This is a genomic window from Microbacterium sp. PI-SA-G (assembly GCF_057215335.1).
Genome location: NZ_CM170103.1, coordinates 2,709,564 through 2,726,973, shown reverse-complemented (window position 1 = coordinate 2,726,973; position 17,410 = coordinate 2,709,564). Strand labels below are relative to the sequence as shown.

General features: G+C 69.8%; 14 protein-coding genes and 1 riboswitch. Of the genes, 4 read left to right on the top strand and 10 right to left on the bottom strand.

Going from position 1 to position 17,410, the window contains the following annotated elements; all coding sequences use genetic code 11:
- Positions 1 to 6 precede the first annotated feature (6 nt).
- Positions 7 to 756 carry a sulfite exporter TauE/SafE family protein gene (locus AC2D10_RS13415; protein WP_484708381.1) on the top strand — a complete coding sequence of 250 codons (750 nt, stop codon included), beginning with the start codon at positions 7 to 9 and terminating at the stop codon, positions 754 to 756.
- 100 nt (positions 757 to 856) lie between these two features.
- Here AC2D10_RS13415 and AC2D10_RS13410 read toward each other — a convergent pair whose 3' ends face one another.
- Positions 857 to 1,690 carry an SDR family oxidoreductase gene (locus tag AC2D10_RS13410; protein WP_484708379.1) on the bottom strand — a complete coding sequence of 278 codons (834 nt, stop codon included), beginning with the start codon at positions 1,688 to 1,690 and terminating at the stop codon, positions 857 to 859.
- Between the two features lie 21 nt (positions 1,691 to 1,711).
- Positions 1,712 to 2,470, bottom strand: coding sequence for an SDR family NAD(P)-dependent oxidoreductase (locus AC2D10_RS13405; RefSeq protein WP_484708378.1), 759 nt, complete (start codon positions 2,468 to 2,470; stop codon positions 1,712 to 1,714).
- 131 nt (positions 2,471 to 2,601) lie between these two features.
- On the opposite strand from AC2D10_RS13405, the gene AC2D10_RS13400 reads away from it, so the two are divergent.
- Positions 2,602 to 2,952 carry a CHY zinc finger protein gene (locus AC2D10_RS13400; RefSeq protein ID WP_484708376.1) on the top strand — a complete coding sequence of 117 codons (351 nt, stop codon included), beginning with the start codon at positions 2,602 to 2,604 and terminating at the stop codon, positions 2,950 to 2,952.
- Positions 2,953 to 2,961: 9 nt separating this feature from the next.
- Here the strand turns inward: AC2D10_RS13400 and AC2D10_RS13395 are convergent, their stop codons facing one another.
- The 3 genes from AC2D10_RS13395 to AC2D10_RS13385 all read right to left on the bottom strand — a co-directional run bounded on the left by AC2D10_RS13395 (position 2,962) and on the right by AC2D10_RS13385 (position 5,833).
- Positions 2,962 to 3,741 (bottom strand): energy-coupling factor transporter transmembrane component T family protein, encoded by a 780-nt coding sequence (locus tag AC2D10_RS13395; protein ID WP_484708375.1) that lies wholly within the window; start codon positions 3,739 to 3,741, stop codon positions 2,962 to 2,964.
- Entirely contained in the window at positions 3,738 to 5,189 is a 1,452-nt protein-coding gene (locus AC2D10_RS13390; protein ID WP_484708373.1) for an ABC transporter ATP-binding protein, read from the bottom strand. The genes AC2D10_RS13395 and AC2D10_RS13390 overlap by 4 nt, the downstream gene beginning before the upstream one ends.
- A 2-nt stretch (positions 5,190 to 5,191) precedes the next feature.
- Positions 5,192 to 5,833 carry an ECF transporter S component gene (locus tag AC2D10_RS13385; protein WP_484708371.1) on the bottom strand — a complete coding sequence of 214 codons (642 nt, stop codon included), beginning with the start codon at positions 5,831 to 5,833 and terminating at the stop codon, positions 5,192 to 5,194.
- Positions 5,824 to 5,935, bottom strand: a riboswitch (TPP riboswitch). (Overlaps the previous gene by 10 nt.)
- Positions 5,936 to 6,025: 90 nt before the next feature.
- On the opposite strand from AC2D10_RS13385, the gene AC2D10_RS13380 reads away from it, so the two are divergent.
- Complete coding sequence (locus AC2D10_RS13380; protein WP_484708370.1) at positions 6,026 to 7,525, top strand: D-alanyl-D-alanine carboxypeptidase family protein; 1,500 nt, start codon at positions 6,026 to 6,028, stop codon at positions 7,523 to 7,525.
- A 438-nt stretch (positions 7,526 to 7,963) separates the two neighbouring features.
- On the opposite strand, the gene AC2D10_RS13375 is transcribed toward AC2D10_RS13380, so the two are convergent.
- The 3 genes from AC2D10_RS13375 to AC2D10_RS13365 form a co-directional block, all read right to left on the bottom strand.
- Positions 7,964 to 10,144, bottom strand: a complete 2,181-nt coding sequence (locus AC2D10_RS13375; protein ID WP_484708369.1) for an ABC transporter ATP-binding protein — start codon at positions 10,142 to 10,144, stop codon at positions 7,964 to 7,966.
- A complete protein-coding gene (locus AC2D10_RS13370) occupies positions 10,141 to 11,868 on the bottom strand; it encodes an ABC transporter ATP-binding protein (protein WP_484708368.1) in 1,728 nt (575 codons plus the stop codon). The genes AC2D10_RS13375 and AC2D10_RS13370 overlap by 4 nt, the downstream gene beginning before the upstream one ends.
- Positions 11,869 to 12,080: 212 nt before the next feature.
- Entirely contained in the window at positions 12,081 to 13,142 is a 1,062-nt protein-coding gene (locus AC2D10_RS13365) for an enoyl-CoA hydratase/isomerase family protein (protein ID WP_484708367.1), read from the bottom strand.
- 110 nt (positions 13,143 to 13,252) lie between these two features.
- On the opposite strand from AC2D10_RS13365, the gene AC2D10_RS13360 reads away from it, so the two are divergent.
- Entirely contained in the window at positions 13,253 to 15,214 is a 1,962-nt protein-coding gene (locus AC2D10_RS13360) for an ATP-binding cassette domain-containing protein (protein ID WP_484708366.1), read from the top strand.
- Between the two features lie 98 nt (positions 15,215 to 15,312).
- Here AC2D10_RS13360 and AC2D10_RS13355 read toward each other — a convergent pair whose 3' ends face one another.
- A complete protein-coding gene (locus tag AC2D10_RS13355; protein ID WP_484708364.1) occupies positions 15,313 to 15,762 on the bottom strand; it encodes a hypothetical protein in 450 nt (149 codons plus the stop codon).
- 297 nt (positions 15,763 to 16,059) lie between these two features.
- Entirely contained in the window at positions 16,060 to 17,385 is a 1,326-nt protein-coding gene (locus tag AC2D10_RS13350; protein WP_484708362.1) for a glutamate-1-semialdehyde 2,1-aminomutase, read from the bottom strand.
- Positions 17,386 to 17,410: the final 25 nt, after the last annotated feature.

Here is a 17,410-nt window from a genome sequence, read left to right as displayed (position 1 = left end):
GCCGCGGTGATCACGCTCGACCCCTGGGCGTGGGCGGCGCTCGGTCTCGCCGCGGTGACGATCGGGATCTCGAAGACCGCGCTACCCGGCGGGAGCATTCTCGCGATCGCGCTCTTCGCAGCGGTGCTTCCCGCGCGCACATCGACGGCCGCGATGCTGCTGCTGCTGATGGTCGGCGACATCTTCGCGCTGATCGCCTACCGCCGCCACGCCCACTGGCCGACGCTGCTGCGCCTCGCGCCCGCCGTGATCGCCGGGCTGCTGGTCGGCTTCGCGTTCCTCGCGCTGGCCGGAGACGGCATCGTCCGTCGGGCGATCGGCGTGATCCTGCTGCTCATGATCGCGGTGACGCTGTGGCGGCGGTGGCGACAGAACAGGACGGATGCCGCGGCCGCAGCACCCGGCGGCATCCTGCTGGCCGGAACCTACGGCACGCTCGGCGGCTTCACGACGATGGTCGCGAACGCGGGCGGGCCGGTGATGTCGATGTACTTTCTCGCCACGCGCACCCCGGTGCAGGTCTTCCTCGGCACGTCGGCCTGGTTCTTCGCGATCATCAACCTCGTGAAGGTGCCGTTCCTCGCGGGCCTCGGACTGTTCGCGCCGCCGGTACTGCTGATGGACGCCCTGCTCGCCCCGCTCGTCGTGGTCGGCGCGCTCGCAGGCCTCGCACTCGCCCGGCGGCTGGACCAGCGGCTGTTCGACCGCATCGTGATCGGGCTGACCGTCGCCGGGGCCGTGTACCTGCTGTTCTGAGGCCCCACCCACCGGCCACCCACGCCCGGGGGACGCGAAAGGCCGCATCCACGCGCGCGAAGCGGCCATCTGCGACACCCCGCCGCGCCCAGCCCCCGCCTCAGTCGAGGAAGATGTCCGGGAAGAGCGCCTCGTCCGGGGTGCCGGGGACCGCGGCGTACCGCGAGAAGTCGGTGATGCCGTTCGCCTCGAGCACGTCCTCGACGATCAGCGTCTGCCCGGTGTAGCCCGCGGCAGGCGTGCAGAGCACCGCGTACGCGGCATCGGCATAGATCTCGGGCGTGCGGCTGGCGGCCATGACCTTGTCGCCGCCGAGGAGGTTCTGCACCGCGGCCGTGGCGATCGTGGTGCGCGGCCACAGGGTGTTCGCGGCGATGCCGTCGCGGGCGAACTCCGCCGCGAGCCCGAGTGTGACCATCGTCATGCCGAACTTCGCGAGCGTGTAGCCGGTGTGCGCGCCGAGCCACTTCGGGGTGGGGTTGAGCGGCGGCGACAGCGACAGGATGTGCGGGTTCTCGGCATCCTTCAGGATCGGCACGGCCGCGCGCGACAGCATGAACGTGCCGCGCACGTTGACGTCCTGCATCAGGTCGTACTTCTTCGCGCCCAGGTCGAGCGAGCGCGACAGGTCGATCACGCTGGCGTTGTTGATGACGATGTCGATCCCGCCGAACTCGCCCTGCGTCTTCATGACGGCCTCGGTGATGTCGTCGTCATCGCGCACGTCGCCCACGATCGGCAGCGCCTGCCCGCCCGCGGCCCGGATCTGCTCGGCGGCGGAGTGCACCGTGCCCTCGAGCTTCGGATGCGGGGTGTCGGTCTTCGCGAGCATGGCGATGTTCGCTCCGTCCGCCGCGGCGCGCAACGCGATCGCCAGGCCGATGCCACGGCTGCCGCCCGACATCAGGATGGTCTTGCCTGCCAGAGTGCTCATGTCTCTCCTCGGTTCCCGGGGTTACTTCGGTGCCATGCGGATCGCGCCGTCGAGCCGGATGGTCTCACCGTTCAGGTACGCGTTCTCGACGATGTGCTGCACGAGTCCGGCGTACTCGTCGGGGCGGCCGAGCCGCGAAGGATGCGGCACCTGCTGCCCCAGCGAGTCCTGCGCCGCCTGCGGCAGGCCCATCAGCATGGGGGTCTCCATGATGCCGGGGGCGATCGTCACGACCCGGATGCTGTGGCGCGCGAGCTCACGCGCCACAGGTAGCGTCATCGCGTGCACGCCGCCCTTCGACGCGGAGTAGGCGGGCTGACCGATCTGTCCGTCGAAGGCCGCGACGCTGGCGGTGTTCACGATCACGCCGCGCTCGCCGTCGATGGCCTCGGTCGTCGCGATGACGGCCGCGGCCTGCGAGAGCACGTTGAATGTGCCGATCAGGTTGATGCGCACGACGCGCTCGAAGTCGGCGAGCACGGCCGGGTGCCCCTCGCGATCGAGCACCTTCGCGGGCGGGGCGATGCCGGCGCAGTTCACGACCACGCGCAAGGGTGCGGCCGCGTGGGCTGCGGCGACCGCCGCCTGCACCTCGTCGACACTGGTGACGTCGGCCGGCACGAACAAACCACCCAGCTCGTCGGCGAGTTCCGCGCCGCGCGATGACGGAAGGTCGATGATCGTGACGTGTCCGCCGGCGGCGACGAGTCGTCGGGCGGTCGCGAGTCCGAGGCCCGAAGCCCCTCCGGTGATGAGCGCACCCTGGCCGCTGATCTGCATCCTGTTCTCCTTCGAACGACGTCGTGACCGGTGCCTACGAGACTAGTCGTGCGACGCAGTCTCACCCAACACGGCTCTGCGTCTCACCCTCCTCACCCTCTCCGCGACCTCGGATGCAGCAGGATGGGCGCATGAGCATCCCCGCCGCCTCGGTCCCGGAGCGACCATCGGTGCGCGGTCCAGTCGTCGACGCGATGACCCGATGCGTGCACTACCGGGGCGAGACCGACATCATCGCGATCCGGTTCGCGTGCTGTGGTGAGTACTATCCTTGCCACCTCTGCCACGCGGAATCGGCCGATCACCCCGCAGCGCAATGGGCGGTCGCGCAACGGGACACCACTGCGATCCTCTGCGGCGCGTGTGGTCATGAGCTCACGATCGCGGAGTACCTCCCCGTGACCGCCTGTCCTCGCTGCCGCGCGCCGTTCAACGAGGGCTGTGTGCTTCACCGCGCGCACTACTTCCAGATGGACGACTGACCCCGCCCCTCAGCTCCACACGAAGCGGAACGTCCCCACGAGCACCGCGGCGGCGAGCGCCAGCGCCATGATCGCGAGCCCTCCGAGCACCGCCACGGCATCGCGCGGGTGCAGCCGGGACGGCCGTGACCAGGTGCGCGGGATGCCGGAGCCGAAGCCGCGCGCTTCCATGGCCAGTGCGAGCTTCGACCCGCGGCGCACGGCGAACACCAGCAGCACGAACGCCATCGAGAAGAAGCGTCGCAGCGCTCCGCGGTCGCCGACGCCGCGCGCCCGACGAGCCAGGGCCATCGTGCGCCAGTCGTCGAGGAACAACCCCAGCATCCGTGTGCCGGCGAGGATGCCGAGCACGAACCGACTCGGCAGCTTCGCGACCTGCGACAGCGCGTCGGCGAGCTCGGTCGGGTCGGTGCCGCCGAACAGCAGGATGGTCGGTAGCCCGAGCGCGATGACGCGCAGGCTGACGGCGATCGCCAGCATGATCGAGTCGTCGCTGACGGTGGCGAACCCGAATGTCCAGTAGACCTGCCCTGCGGGTTCGGCGTAGAGCAGCATGCTGATGCCGGCGATCGGGGCGAAGACGACGATCGGCAGCATCCGCTTCAGCACCGTTGTCAGGCGCAGGCCGGTCAGGGGCAGGCACAGCAGCTGCAGAGCGACGGCGACGAGTGCGCTGGTCACATCGATCGAGGCGAAGAGCGGCACCGACAGCAGCAGCGCGAGTACGAGCTTGGTCACGGGATTGACGCCGTCGAGCCACACCGCGCGCGCGGTCTCCGTCGTGGTCATGATGCCGCCTCCAGCGCGATGCGGTGCCCGCCGAGGTGCCGGATGACCGCGTCGTCGTGGGTGACGGCGACGATCGAGCGGCCGCGTGCGATCTCCTCCTGCAGCAGCGCGACGAGTGAGATCCATCCACGTCGGTCCTGGCCGAAGGTCGGCTCGTCGAGCACGATCACCTCGGGCGATCCGGCGAGCACGGTCGCCACCGAGAGGCGCCGCTTCTGCCCGCCCGACAGCGTGAACGGATTCGCGAGGGCCAGCGGCGCGAGGCCCAGCCGCTCGAGGAGCTCGTCGACGACGGCATCCGTCCGCGCCTGATCCCAGCCCAGGGCGCGGGGCCCGACCGCGAGCTCGTCGCGCAGCGTCTGGGCGAGGAACTGGTGCTCGGGCTCCTGGAACACCATGCCGATGCGGGTGAGCAACTCGCGCGAGGTCCAGCGGATCGGTCGTGGTCCGCGCCGCCCGGCGAGTTCGGGGGCGGCACGCACTTCGCCCGCGTGTTCGGGGATGAGCCCCGCGAGAGTCAGCGCGAGGGTGGATTTGCCCGCACCGTTCGGCCCCGTGATGACGGTCGCGTTCGCCCGCGGCACGCGCAGGTCCAGCCCGGACTGCACCACGGCATCCGCCGCGCGGGCGATCGCGAGGCCCGACGCTGAGAGTGCATCGGATGCCGCGACCTGCGCGAGCATGGGCAGATCGATCCCGCGGTCGGGCACCCACACCCCGGCATCCGCCAACGTCGCCCCGTGCTCGGCGAACACGCGGTCGGGGGCGCCGTCGGCGAGCAGCCCGCCGTCGGCCGCGAGCACGATCACCCGCGTCATCAGCCCCACCCAGATCGGCGTCCGATGCTCGACGACGATCAGCGTCGCGCCGGTCGACTCGACCACGCGTTCGACGCTCGCACGCACCTCGCGCACCCCCTCGGGGTCGAGGTTGGCCGTCGGCTCGTCGAGCAGCAGCAGCCCGGGGCGCATCGCGAGCACACCGGCGAGCACCAGCCGCTGCTTCTGCCCGCCCGAGAGCGCCTTGGTGGGCCGGTTCAGCGGCACGTCCAGTCCGACGGCATCCAGCGCATCGGCCACCCGGCCAGGGATGTCGGATGCCGGAACGCCGAGGTTCTCGCATCCGAACGCCACATCGTCGCCGACCTTCGACAGCACGATCCCGGCATCCGGGTCCTGCAGGACGAGACCCACCTGCCCGTGCCGCGACTCGGGCGCCGCGCCGTCGATGCGCAGCGAACCCGTGCGCTGCCCCTCGTCGTCGTCGCCGAGCACGCCGGCGAGGCCCGCGAGGAGCGTCGACTTGCCCGCACCCGAGGCGCCCAGCAGCAGCACCCGCTCACCGGGCTCGATCGTGAACGTGACATCGGCGACCGCCGGCCGCTTGCGCCCGGCGTACCGCCACCCCCAGCCCGCAGCCTGCACGCGGGCCGGGGCGGCGAACGTCATACTCAGACCTCGCGCACGTGCTCTCGCCCGACGGCGAAACGGTTGAGGGCGCCGGTGACCGCGAGCGCACGGACCAGCAGCCAGCCCACCACACCGGCCAGGATCGCCCCGGAGATGACGACGGTGACGAGGTAGATCGTGTTGAACTCGATCGACTTCAGGATGTTGGGCGAGCTGCCGTAGAACAGCTCGAACACCCAGGCGGCGACCGCGGCACCGACTCCGGCGAGGGCGGCGACGGCGATGCCGAAGCGGCGGTAGAAGAACAGGGCGAAGATCAGCTCCGCGCCCAGCCCCTGCACGATGCCCGAGAGCACGGTCGACACTCCCCAGACGTTGCCGATCAGCATCGAGACGATCGCCGCGACGAGTTCGACGACCAGCGCCGCGCCGGGCTTGCGGATCACGAGGCCACCGACGACGCCGCCGAGCAGCCAGATGCCGACAGCGATGCCGCCGAGGCCCGGGGTGAGTGCATCCGCCGCGCCGAACCAGGCGTAGCCGATCGTGTTCCAGCCCCAGAAGACCAGACCGATCGCGACGCCGAGGACAGCAGCGACGACGATGTCGACGACACGCCAGCGCCAGACCGGATGCGGATCCTTCGCGACGGCGGAAGCCTGCGTGGACGTGGACGTACTCATCTGAACTCCTCCCTGCGCTGGCATGACCCAGATCAGGTTCGACGGTCGAAGCGCGATTCGCTCCCTCTCAGCCCGGCTCGCCGGACTCCCGTGGTTGTACGGACGATTCTAGTGACTCCTGCGACGGCCCGTGTCAGCGACGTCATGCGGCGCCTCGCGGCGGCGATGCGGAGGATTCGGTAACTTAGGCAAGTGACCGCTACTGATCCGACCGAGGCGCCTGCCGCGGATGCCGTCGACGGCGAGGGAGTCATCCCCCCGGAGCCCGCCGCCGAACCGGCACTCGTCTGGGCGGATCCCACCGCGATCCTCATGACGCCCGACGCCCAGTGGGCCGACGGCTCCGAACCCGCGACAGCCCTGACCTGGGTGGATCCGGCCGAGGTCGCCGCCCACTCCCCCGTCGCGTCGCTCGACCAGCGCCCCGATGCCGAATCCGGAGCATCCCTGCTGCGCGGTGCCCGGCTACGCCCCGCGATCGCGATGCCGCGCGTGCTGGTGCCGGTCGGCATCCTCGTCGGCCTCGTCGCCTCGTACACCGGCACCACGCTCCTCTGGCCGCTGCACGAGGTCGCACCGACGGTCGCCGCGGTCGAGTTCGCTACGACTCCGGCGCCGGCCGCGACGGTGACCTGGCCGGCGCAGGGCAGCGCGGGCGTCGGCATCACGGGCATGAGCTCGCTGGCATCCACGACCGACGCGATCAGCATCGCGAGCATCACGAAGGTCGTCAGCAGCCTGATGGTGCTGGATCGGATGCCGTTGGCCCTCGGCGAGCAGGGCCCCGAGTTCTCGTTCGACCGCCAGGACAACCTCGACTACTGGTCGTACCGCCGGTCGGACCAGTCCTCGCTCGACGTGCCCGTCGGCGGGGTGCTGACCGAGTACCAGATGCTGCAGGGCACGCTGCTCGGGTCGGCGAACAACTACATCGACCGCCTCGTCGACGAGATCTGGGGCTCGGAGGCTGAGTTCGCCCGCGCCGCCGAGGAGTGGCTGGCCGCACGAGGGCTCAGCGGCATCACGGTCGTGACACCGTCGGGGTTCGATGAGCGCAACGTCGCCACACCCGAGGCACTCGTCGCGCTCGGTGAGTACGCGATGCAGAACCCGGTGTTCGCCGAGATCGTCGGGACGTCGTCGGTCAACCTCCCCGGCGCGGGAACCGTCTCGAACACGAACGGCATGCTCGCCGACGTCGGAGTCGTGGGCATCAAGACCGGCACGCTGGTGGGGTGGAACCTGCTCACCGCGAAGGATGTCACGGTCGGCGAAACCACCGTGCACCTCTTCGCCGCCGTGCTCGATCAGGATGACGACGCACAGCGCCTCGCCGCGACGCGCTCGCTGTTCGCCGAGATGGAGGCCGCGCTGGACGCGCAGGGCCCTGCGGTCGCCGAGGGCACGGTCATCGGTCAGGTGCAGACGGAGTGGGGCGAGACGGTAGACGTGGTCACCGACGCCGACGCACAGGTCGTGCTGTGGTCGGGTGCCGCGGCGACAGCCACGCCGGACTTCGATCTCGGTGACGCTCGAGACCAGGATGCCGCGGTCGGCACCCTCACCACGGCGGGACCGCTCGACACTGCCACGACGACACTCACGCTGGCGGATGACATCGTCGGGCCGAGCCCGTGGTGGCGGCTGACCCATCCGTTCGAACTGCTGGGCATCCAGGTCGAGCCGCGCTGACCCCTGGGGTTGTGCGCGCGCGCGCCGCCTCCGGCCCCCGCGCGAGGGGTCGCAGATGGCCGCATCCCGCGCCCCATGGCGACCATTCGCGCCCCCTGCGCCCGCGCGTCCCACACTCACCCACGCCTCTGCCCCGCGCGAGGGGTCACAACACGCCGCATCCCGCGCCCTGAAGCGGCCACACGCGCCCCCTGCGCCTGGCCTCCCACACCCACCGCGCGCGAGGGGTCGCACATGGCCGAAACCCGCGCGCAGTAACGGCCACTCGCGCCCCCTGCGCCTCGCCTCCCACACCCACCCCGCGCGAGGGGTCACAACACGCCGCAACGCCCACCATGAAGCGGCCATACGCGACCCCCCGCCGCCCCGCGCCGGCCCACACACGCGAAGCCCCGCGCCGGATCACCGAGGCGGGGCTTCGTCGTGCGCTGCGGCGGATCAGTCTTGGCGGTCCGGGGTGTCGCCGGCGGGCTGGTCGACCACGGCCTGAGCCGCAGCTGCTTCTGACACGGGCGCCTGCGCGCCGACGGTCACGCCCTGCACCGCGGCGGCAGCGGCCTCTTCGGCATCGTCGCTCGGCACGACATCAGTCGAACCCGTGAGGGTGTCTTCGGCGTCGATGTCGGTCGCGGCCTGCTCGAACTGCGACTGGTACAGCCGCCAGTACGCTCCCTGCGCCGTGATCAGCTCGTCGTGCGTTCCCTTCTCGACGATGTCACCGTGCTCCATCACGAGGATGAGGTCGGCGTCGCGGATGGTCGACAAGCGGTGCGCGATCACGAACGACGTGCGTCCTTCACGCAGTGCCGCCATCGCCTGCTGCAGGAGCAGTTCGGTGCGGGTGTCGACCGCCGACGTCGCCTCGTCGAGGATCAGGATCGACGGCTGTGCGACGAACGCCCGCGCGATCGTGATGAGCTGACGCTCTCCGGCAGACACGTTCGACGCGTCCTCGTCGAGCACGGTGTCGTACCCCTCGGGGAGGGCGTGCACGAACCGGTCGACGTACGTCGCCTGCGCGGCGGCGAGCACCTCGTCGTCGGTCGCGGTGGAGCGGCCGTACCGGATGTTCTCGCGGATGCTGCCCGCGAAGAGCCACGGATCCTGCAGCACCATGCCGGTGCGCGAACGCAGGTCTTCACGGGTCATCTCGGCGATGTCCTGCCCGTCGAGCAGGATGCGACCGCCACTGAGCTCGTAGAACCGCATGATGAGGTTCACCAGCGTGGTCTTGCCCGCACCGGTCGGTCCGACGATCGCGACCGTCTGGCCCGGCTCGACCCGGAACGAGAGATCCCGGATGAGCGGACGCTCCGGCGTGTACGAGAACGCGACGTTCTCGAACTCGATGACGCCCTTGCCGTCGACCACCGTGGGGGCGTCTTCGGCGTCGGCCTCCTGCTCGTCGGCGTCGAGGAAGTCGAACACGCGCTCGGCCGATGCGGTGCCGGACTGCACGACCGCGGCCATGCCTCCGAGCTCGGACAGCGGCTGCGAGAACTGCTGCGAGTACTGGATGAACGCCTGCACGTCACCGAGTCGGAGCTGACCGCCCGCGACCATGAGCCCACCGAGGACGGCGATGCCGACGTAGCTGAGGCTGCCGACGAAGGTCATCGCGGGCATGATGATTCCCGAGAGGAACTGCGCCTTGAAGCTCGCCTGGTACAACTCCTCGTTCTCGGCCTGGAATTTGTCGAGCGCGTCCTGCTCGCGGCCGAAGACCTTGACCAGCGCGTGGCCCGAGAAGGCCTCTTCGACTCGGGCGTTCAGCCGGCCGACCTTGCGCCACTGCGTGCCGAACGCCTTCTGCGAGCGCGGACCGATGACGCCGAAGATCACGCCCATGAGCGGGAGCGACACCAGTGCGACGAGGGCGAGCTGCCACGAGATCGAGAACATCATCACGAGCACGCCGACCACGGTCAGCACCGATGTGAGCGCCCCGGAGAGCGACTGCTGCATCGTCTGGGTGATGTTGTCGATGTCGTTGGTGACACGCGAGATCAGCTCACCGCGCTGCACCTTGTCGAAGTACGACAGCGGCAGACGGTTGATCTTGGCCTCGACGTCTTCACGCAGACGCCACATCGTGCGCACCATGATCACGTTGATCACGTAGCCCTGGACCCACGTGAGGGTCGCCGCGATCACGTAGATCGCGAGGACCGCGGTGATGATCCAGCGCAGCGCCTCGAAGTCGATGCCGGCTCCGACCTGGAAGCCGTTCATCGCCGAGACCATGTTGGCGAAGTCGTTCTGGCCCTGTGAGCGCAGCAGCTCGACGACCTGGTCCTGTGTGAGGTCGCGCGGCACGCCGTTCTCGGCGAGCATGTTCGAGATGAAGCCCTCGTAGACGATGTTCGTCGCCTCGCCGAGCACCTTCGGTGCGGCGACCGTGAGCACGACGCCGATCGCTCCGAGGATCGACACGAACACGAACCACATCGCCGACGGGCGGAGCAGCCCGATCATGCGTCCGAAGCTCTTGCCGAAGTTGTCGGCCTTGCCCGGTGCGACGCTGTCCCAGTCACCCGAGTTCTGTCGTGCCTGCTCGGCGAGCTCGGCCTCGTACCTCTCCTCAGCCGTCATCTCGGCGGATCCGCTCACGGTGCTCATGCGTCCACCCCCAGTTGCGATCCGACGATCTCGCGATAGGTCTCACTCGTCTCGAGGAGTTCCTCGTGTGTGCCGACGCCGACCATGGTGCCCCCTTCGAGGACGACGATGCGATCGGCGTCGGTGATGGTCGACACGCGCTGCGCGACCACGATCTTCGTGACGTGCGGCAACTCGCGCCAGAGCGCCTGCCGAAGCCGCGCGTCGGTGGTCAGATCGAGCGCCGAGAACGAGTCGTCGAACACCAGCACCTGCGGCTGATGCACGATCGCGCGGGCGATCGCCAGGCGCTGACGCTGGCCGCCCGAGACGTTGGTGCCGCCCTGCGAGATGCGCGAGTCGAGCCCGTCGGGCATCTCCTCGACGAAGTCGCGGCCCTGAGCGATCTCGAGCGCGTGCCAGAGCTCCTCGTCGGTCGCCTCCTCGCGGCCGTAGCGCAGGTTCGACGCCACGGTGCCGGTGAACAGGAACGGCCGCTGAGGCACGAGTCCGATGCTTCCCCAGAGTGCGTCGACATCGGCCTGACGCACGTCGGTCCCTCCGACGAACGCGGCTCCGCCGGTCACATCGAACAGGCGAGGGATCAGCGAGATGAGGGTGGTCTTTCCGGCGCCGGTCGAGCCGACGATCGCGACGGTCTCACCGGGTTCGGCCGCGAAGCTGATGCCGCGCAGCACCGGCGAGTCGGCACCGGGGTAGGTGAACTCGACGTCATCGAACGCGACCGACCCCGGCGTGGGGAACACGGTGACGCCCTTCACGGGACGTTCGAGGCTCGCGTCGGCATCGAGCACCTCGGCCACACGCTCGGCCGAGACCGCGGCGCGGGGGATCATCATCGCCATGAAGCTCGACATGATCACGCCCATCATGATCTGACCGATGTACTGCATGAAGGCGAACAGCGTGCCCACCTCGACGTTGCCGGCGTTGACCTCGATGCCGCCGAACCAGATCACGGCGACGACGGTGACGTTGAGGATCAGCATGAACAGCGGGAACAGCAGCACGAACAGCGAGCCGATCTTGCGACCGACCACCATGATGTCGGTGTTCGCGCCGCGGAAGCGCTCCTCTTCGATGCCCTCGCGGACGAACGCGCGCACGACGCGCACACCCGTCAGCTGCTCGCGCATGATGCGGTTCACGGCGTCGATCTTGCTCTGGTTGATGCGGAACAGCGGCACCATGCGGCTGATGATGATCACGGCGACGAGCAGCAGCACCGGCACCGAGACGGCGATCAGCCAGCTCAGCCCGACGTCCTGCTGGACGGCCATGATGATGCCGCCGATGGCGAGCAGCGGCGCGGTGACGAACATCGTCGCGCCCATCATCGCCAGCATCTGCACCTGCTGCACGTCGTTGGTGTTGCGGGTGATGAGCGAGCCCGCGCCGAACAGCGAGACCTCGCGTTCGGAGAACCCGCTCACGCGCGAGAAGACGTCGGCGCGGATGTCACGACCGACCTGCATCGCGGCGCGTGCGGCGAAGTAGGTCGCGACGATCGACGCCGCGATCTGGCCGAACGAGACGGCGAGCATGAACAGGCCGGTGCGCCAGATGTAGCCGGTGTCGGCCTGGGCGACGCCCTTGTCGATGATGTCGGCGTTGAGCCGCGGCAGGTACAGCGCGGCGAGGGCGCTCGCGAACTGGAAGACCAGCACGCCGACGAGCAGCCAACGGTATCGGGAGAGATAACGGACGAGGAGTTTTCCCAGCACAGGCGGACTTTCTAGGAAGAAGAACACGGCGGATTTCTCGGCTGACGGATGCCGACCGACAATCGGCCACAAGAAAGAGTGGCACGAAGCTCGGACATTCGTCCCCCCTGGAGGGCGCACCTTCGCTGACAGCGAACCACTGCCCGGGGCGACGCCGATTACTGAACCGCGACGAAGAACTCAGGCCCGCCGTGCGAGCGGCGGCGAGACGCTCAGAACAGCGACAGAGACGGCACGTACGCGCGGGCCGGGGCACCGGCATCCGGCTCGAGCTCGGCGAGGGTCGCCGGCTGCCAGTGCGGGGTGCGGTCCTTGTCGATCAGCTGCGCGCGGATCCCCTCGACGAGGTCGGGATGCTGCGTCACGAACCACATCACCCGCCGATACTCGCCCTCCAGCGCCGCGCGGAGGCCGGGCATCGCCCGCGCTTCGCGCACGGCGTCGAGCGTGACTGCGAGCCCGGTCGGAGCGAGTCCTTCGAGCAGGTCAGCCACGCCCGCGGCATCCGTCGTGTCGTGCGCGCGCAGACGCTCGACGATCTCGGCCACAGTGGGCGCCGAGAACGCGTCATCGATCCAGGACCGCGTCTCGGGGAGCGCGGAGGGCTCGGGGGTCTCGTCGAAGAGCAGCACGATCTCGCTGGGACCGGTGGGGTCGGCGCGATAGGCCAGAGCCTCGCGGAGCGCGTCGAGCCGGTCGGACGGCACCACGTGATCGGCGAGGCCGAGGTAGACGGCATCCGCCCCGTTCATCGAAGCCCCGGTGAGGGCGAAGTACTCGCCGAGCCGGCCCGGCGCGCGCCCCAGCAGCCAGGTGCCCCCGACGTCGGGCGTGAAGCCGATCCGCGTCTCGGGCATCGCCAGCTTCGACCGCTCGGTCACGATGCGGATCGCCGCGTGCCCGGAGAGTCCGATGCCGCCGCCCATCGTGATGCCGTCGGCGAGCGTGACCACCGGCTTCGGGTACTCCGCGATCAGCGCGTTCAGCGCGTACTCGGCGCGGAAGAACTCGGCGGTCTCGTCGGCGCGACCCGAGACGATCTGGCCGTGCAGCGCCCGCACGTCGCCGCCCGCGCACATGCCACGCTCCCCCTCGCCGTCGATCAGGACGATCTGCACGTCGGTGTCGGTGCGCCAGGCCTCGAGCGCCGTGGTGAGCTGCCGGATCATGTCATGGTCGAGCGCATTGATCGCCTCGGGGCGGTTGAGCGTGAGTCTTCCCAGTGCCCCTTCCGTGCGGACGAGGACACGGGGAGCGGCGGGAGAATCGGTCACGGGTGCCAGGCTACTCCGATCGCGAACCGTCGCAATCCGCATGAAATACGCGATCCCACGGCTTTTCCGGCAGGATAGGGGGAAGTGCCCAATGCAAGGAGAGGTCGCGGATGCCCGACGGACAGGTGCTCGAATTCACGCGAGTGACGAAGCGCTTCAATGAGGTGACCGCCGTCTCGGACCTCTCCGCACGCGTGGAGCCCGGCGCCGTCACCGCTTTCCTCGGCCCGAACGGGGCCGGCAAGACCACGACGCTGCGCATCCTGCTCGGCCAGGTGCGGCCCACGAGCGGCACCGCCACGATCGGTGGCACCGCGTTCAGCGAGCTCCGCCAGCCGTTGCGCACCATCGGCTCCGTGCTGGAGGAGACGGCGTACCGTCCCCGCCGCACCGCGTACCGCCAGTTGACGATCGCCGCCAAGGCCAACGGCATCCCGCTCTCGCGCGTCGACCAGGTGCTCGCCGAGGTCGGCCTCGAGGGTGAGGGCGACTCGCGCATCGGCGGGTTCTCGCTCGGCATGCGTCAGCGGCTGAGCGTCGCGCACGCACTGCTCGGCGACCCCGGCGCCCTGGTCTTCGATGAGCCGGCGAACGGCCTCGACCCCGAGGGCATCCGCTGGATGCGCCTGCTGATGCGTCGTCTGGCCGACGAAGGGCGCACCGTGCTGGTGTCGTCGCACGTCCTCAGCGAGGTCGAGCAGGTCGCCGACAACGTGCTCGTGCTCTCGAAGGGCGAGCTCGTGCTCTCGAGCGGCATCGAGACCCTGGCCGACCCGGCGGCGGGCACGGTCGTGGTGGATGCCGCGGACCGCGCCGGACTCACGACCGCACTCTCGGCGGCCGGCTTCGACGTCGAGGTGCTGCGTTCGGGCCTGACCGTGCGTGGCGGCGACGCCGGAACCGTCGGCGCCGTCGCAGCCGCTGCCGGCATCGCGCTGAGCACGCTCCTGCAGCGCGGACCGACACTCGAGGACGTGTTCATCGACCTGGTGCGCGGCGGCAAGCTCGAAGCGCGTGCCTCGGCTGCCGCCTCGCAGCTCGCGATCCCGGCCAGGATCGCCGGCCTTCCGATCGCCGCGGCGCCCGTGGCTGCCCCCGTCGCCGCGGATTCGGACGCTGCAGACGCCGAATCCGACGCCACCGACTCCGGCATCACGCGGATCGACGCCGACACGGACGGCACCGACGCCGTGGTCGCCGAGGAAGACGCCATGTTCGCTGAGATCGCGGCCGTCTCGGCAGCGATCTCCGAGAGCACTCCGACCGATCCCGTGACGGCTGCGGCGGTCGCCTCCGACGACCACGACACGTTCACGCCGCGGTACGAAGACGGAGCCGGTGACGACGACGGAGACGAGGATGCCGCCGCGGCCGCTGCCGTCGCCGAGGCCGAGGCCGCGAACGAGGCGGTCATCGACGTGCTCCCGCACGCCGATTCCTCGGACACCGCCGAGACGCCGGCACCGTCGTTCGACGAGATCCTCTTCGGCACCGCGGCTCCGACGCCGGTCGCGTCTGTTCCGACGGCGCTCGACGCGGACCACGCCGACGACGCTCCCACGCACGACGTCGAGCAGGTCTTCGCCGATCGCAGCGACGACGATGTGAGCGACGAGGATGCCGCCGACGAATCGACCGACGATGTGACGGACGGCTCGACCGACGAATCTGAGAACTCGGACGACGAATCCGAGAACTCGAAGGAGACGGGCCTCGAGATCTTCCAGGACCTCGACAGCTCGAACGACGAGCAGTCGGATACCGATGAGCAGTCGGACGCCGACGACTCCGACCCTCGTTCTGCGGCCGTCAGCTCGATGCTCGCGGCGGCGGCGAAGGCCTACTACGAGGACGAACCGAAGGACTATCCGCTCGGCGACGACCCGCAGCAGCAGGACGAGCCCGTGACGTGGTCCGTCGCATCCACCGGCGTGATCGACACCGTGCCGACCCCTGAATCCGAGGGCGAGCCCGAGCACCACGAGCACTCCGAGGGCGAGCACCACGAGCCCGAGCACCACGAGCACTCGGACGGCGAGCACGAGGAGCACCGCGAGCACCACCACGGCTAGAGCCGAGGCTGATGCCGACGTGACGTCGCAGAGAAGCCCTCCGCACTGAAAGGTCGCGGAGGGCTTCTCTCATGCACAGGGGTCAGGCATGCGCGGGGTCAGGCGGGGCGCGGCCGGATCACCGGTCGACGACTGCCCTTCGAGACCGGCACCGGCGAGGTGGCGACGATCTCCTCGACGTCGGCCGGCTCGTCCGACACCGCGAGGCGCAGCGCCTGCGTGAGAGCGAGTCCATGACTGGTCGTCAAGATGAGACGTCGGTACTGCGGGTCGCCGTCGAGGTCGATGACGACGCTCGGGCGACGGCGGCGGATGAGCACGAAGTCGAGGCTGCCCGCGGCCTTCCAGCTGCCGGCGGCGAGCACGGTCGGAATATGCGTGCCGGGATTCGGCACTCCGCGCAGCCACGTCCAGGCGTCGTCCGTCAGTTGCACCTTGGTGATGTGGTCGCGCGCGATGCGCACGTTCTCACGGTGGAAGGTGGCGGCTCGCTCCAGCGGCGAGAGCACGACCTCCAGTTGCGTCTGATCGAGGAGCAACGTCACCATGACACCAGTCTGCCAGCGCGGCCCTCCCGGTTGTCTGGAACTTGCTCACAGGAACGCAACGATCCGTTGTCGGGTTCCTCCGTTCCGCCGCGACGACTTCTCACAAGTTTGCACATCCTCTTCCGACATTCGAATATTTGTTCTATACTAGCACCATGACCGCTCCTCGCCACGACGATGCGCGCGAGAACCCGCACCACCGCGAGACCGTGCAGCGGTCCCTGGTCGTGGAGTATTCGGCGGCCGGGCGCGTGGCGACGGCGAGCAGTCAGCCGCAAACAGTCAACCGGCGAGAAGTCAGCCCGCGACGGCCTCCGCGGCAGCCGCTGCGGCGATAGGAAGCGCGGCCTCGATGCGCTGCAGCTCCTCCTCGCCGTGGGCGGCGGTGAGGAACCACGCCTCGAACACGCTCGGCGGGAGCGCGATGCCCTGCTCACGGAGCGCGTGGAAGAACGGCGCGTAGCGGAACGACTCCTGCGCCTGCGCCTCGGCGTAGTCACGCGGCGCGGTGGCCCGGAACGACGGGTTGAACAGGTTGCCGGCGTGGGCGACCGAGTGCGTCACTCCGGCACCCGCGAGCGCCGAGGCCAGGGCGGCCGCGACGCGGAGCGCGGCAGAGTTCACCGTCGCGTAGACCTCGGGCGTCGCGAGGCGCAAGGTCGCGAGTCCGGCGGCGACCGAGAGCGGGTTCCCCGACAGCGTTCCCGCCTGGTAGACGGGTCCGACCGGGGCGAGCAGGTCCATGACGTCGGCGCGACCGCCGAGGGCGGCCAGCGGCATCCCTCCGCCGACGACCTTGCCGAACGTGAAGATGTCGGGGAGGTACTCCTCGCCGTGCTCGACCTGAAGACCCCAGAAGCCGGCGGGGTGCACGCGGAATCCGGTGAGCACCTCGTCGAGGATCATCAGGGCACCGTGCGCGTGTGCCGTGTCGGCGATCAGCCGGTTGAACCCGGGGTCCGGAGCGACGACGCCCATGTTGGCTGCCGCAGCCTCGACGATCACCGCGGCGATGCGGGGGCCGTGCTGTGCGAACACCTCGGCGAGAGCCGCCGGGTCGTTGTAGGCGATCACCAGGGTCTGGGCGGCGATCGGGGCAGGCACACCTGCAGAACCGGGAAGGGCGAGGGTCGCGACACCGGATCCGGCCTGAGCGAGCAGGCCGTCGGAGTGCCCGTGGTAGTGACCGGCGAACTTCACCAGCAGGTCGCGACCGGTCGCACCGCGCGCCAGGCGGATCGCCGTCATCGTGGCCTCGGTGCCCGTCGACACCAGGCGCACGCGCTCCACCGGACGGTGGGCACCGACGCGCACGCGCTCCGCAATCACGCCGGCGAGTTCGACCTCGCCCTCGGTGGGCGCGCCGAACGACAGCCCGCGGGTCGCAGCCTCCTGCACCGCGGCGACGATCTCGGGGTGCGCGTGACCGAGGAGTGCCGGACCCCACGACGCCACCAGGTCGACGTACTCGGTGCCCGCGGCATCCGTCACCGTCGCACCGCGCGCCGACGCGAGGAAGCGGGGCGTGCCGCCCACCGAGCCGTAGGCCCGGACCGGCGAGTTGACGCCCCCGGGGATCACGGCGCGAGCGGCCGAGAAGAGTTCGTCATTGCGGTCGGTCATGAGGGGACTCCGAACGAGAGAGAGA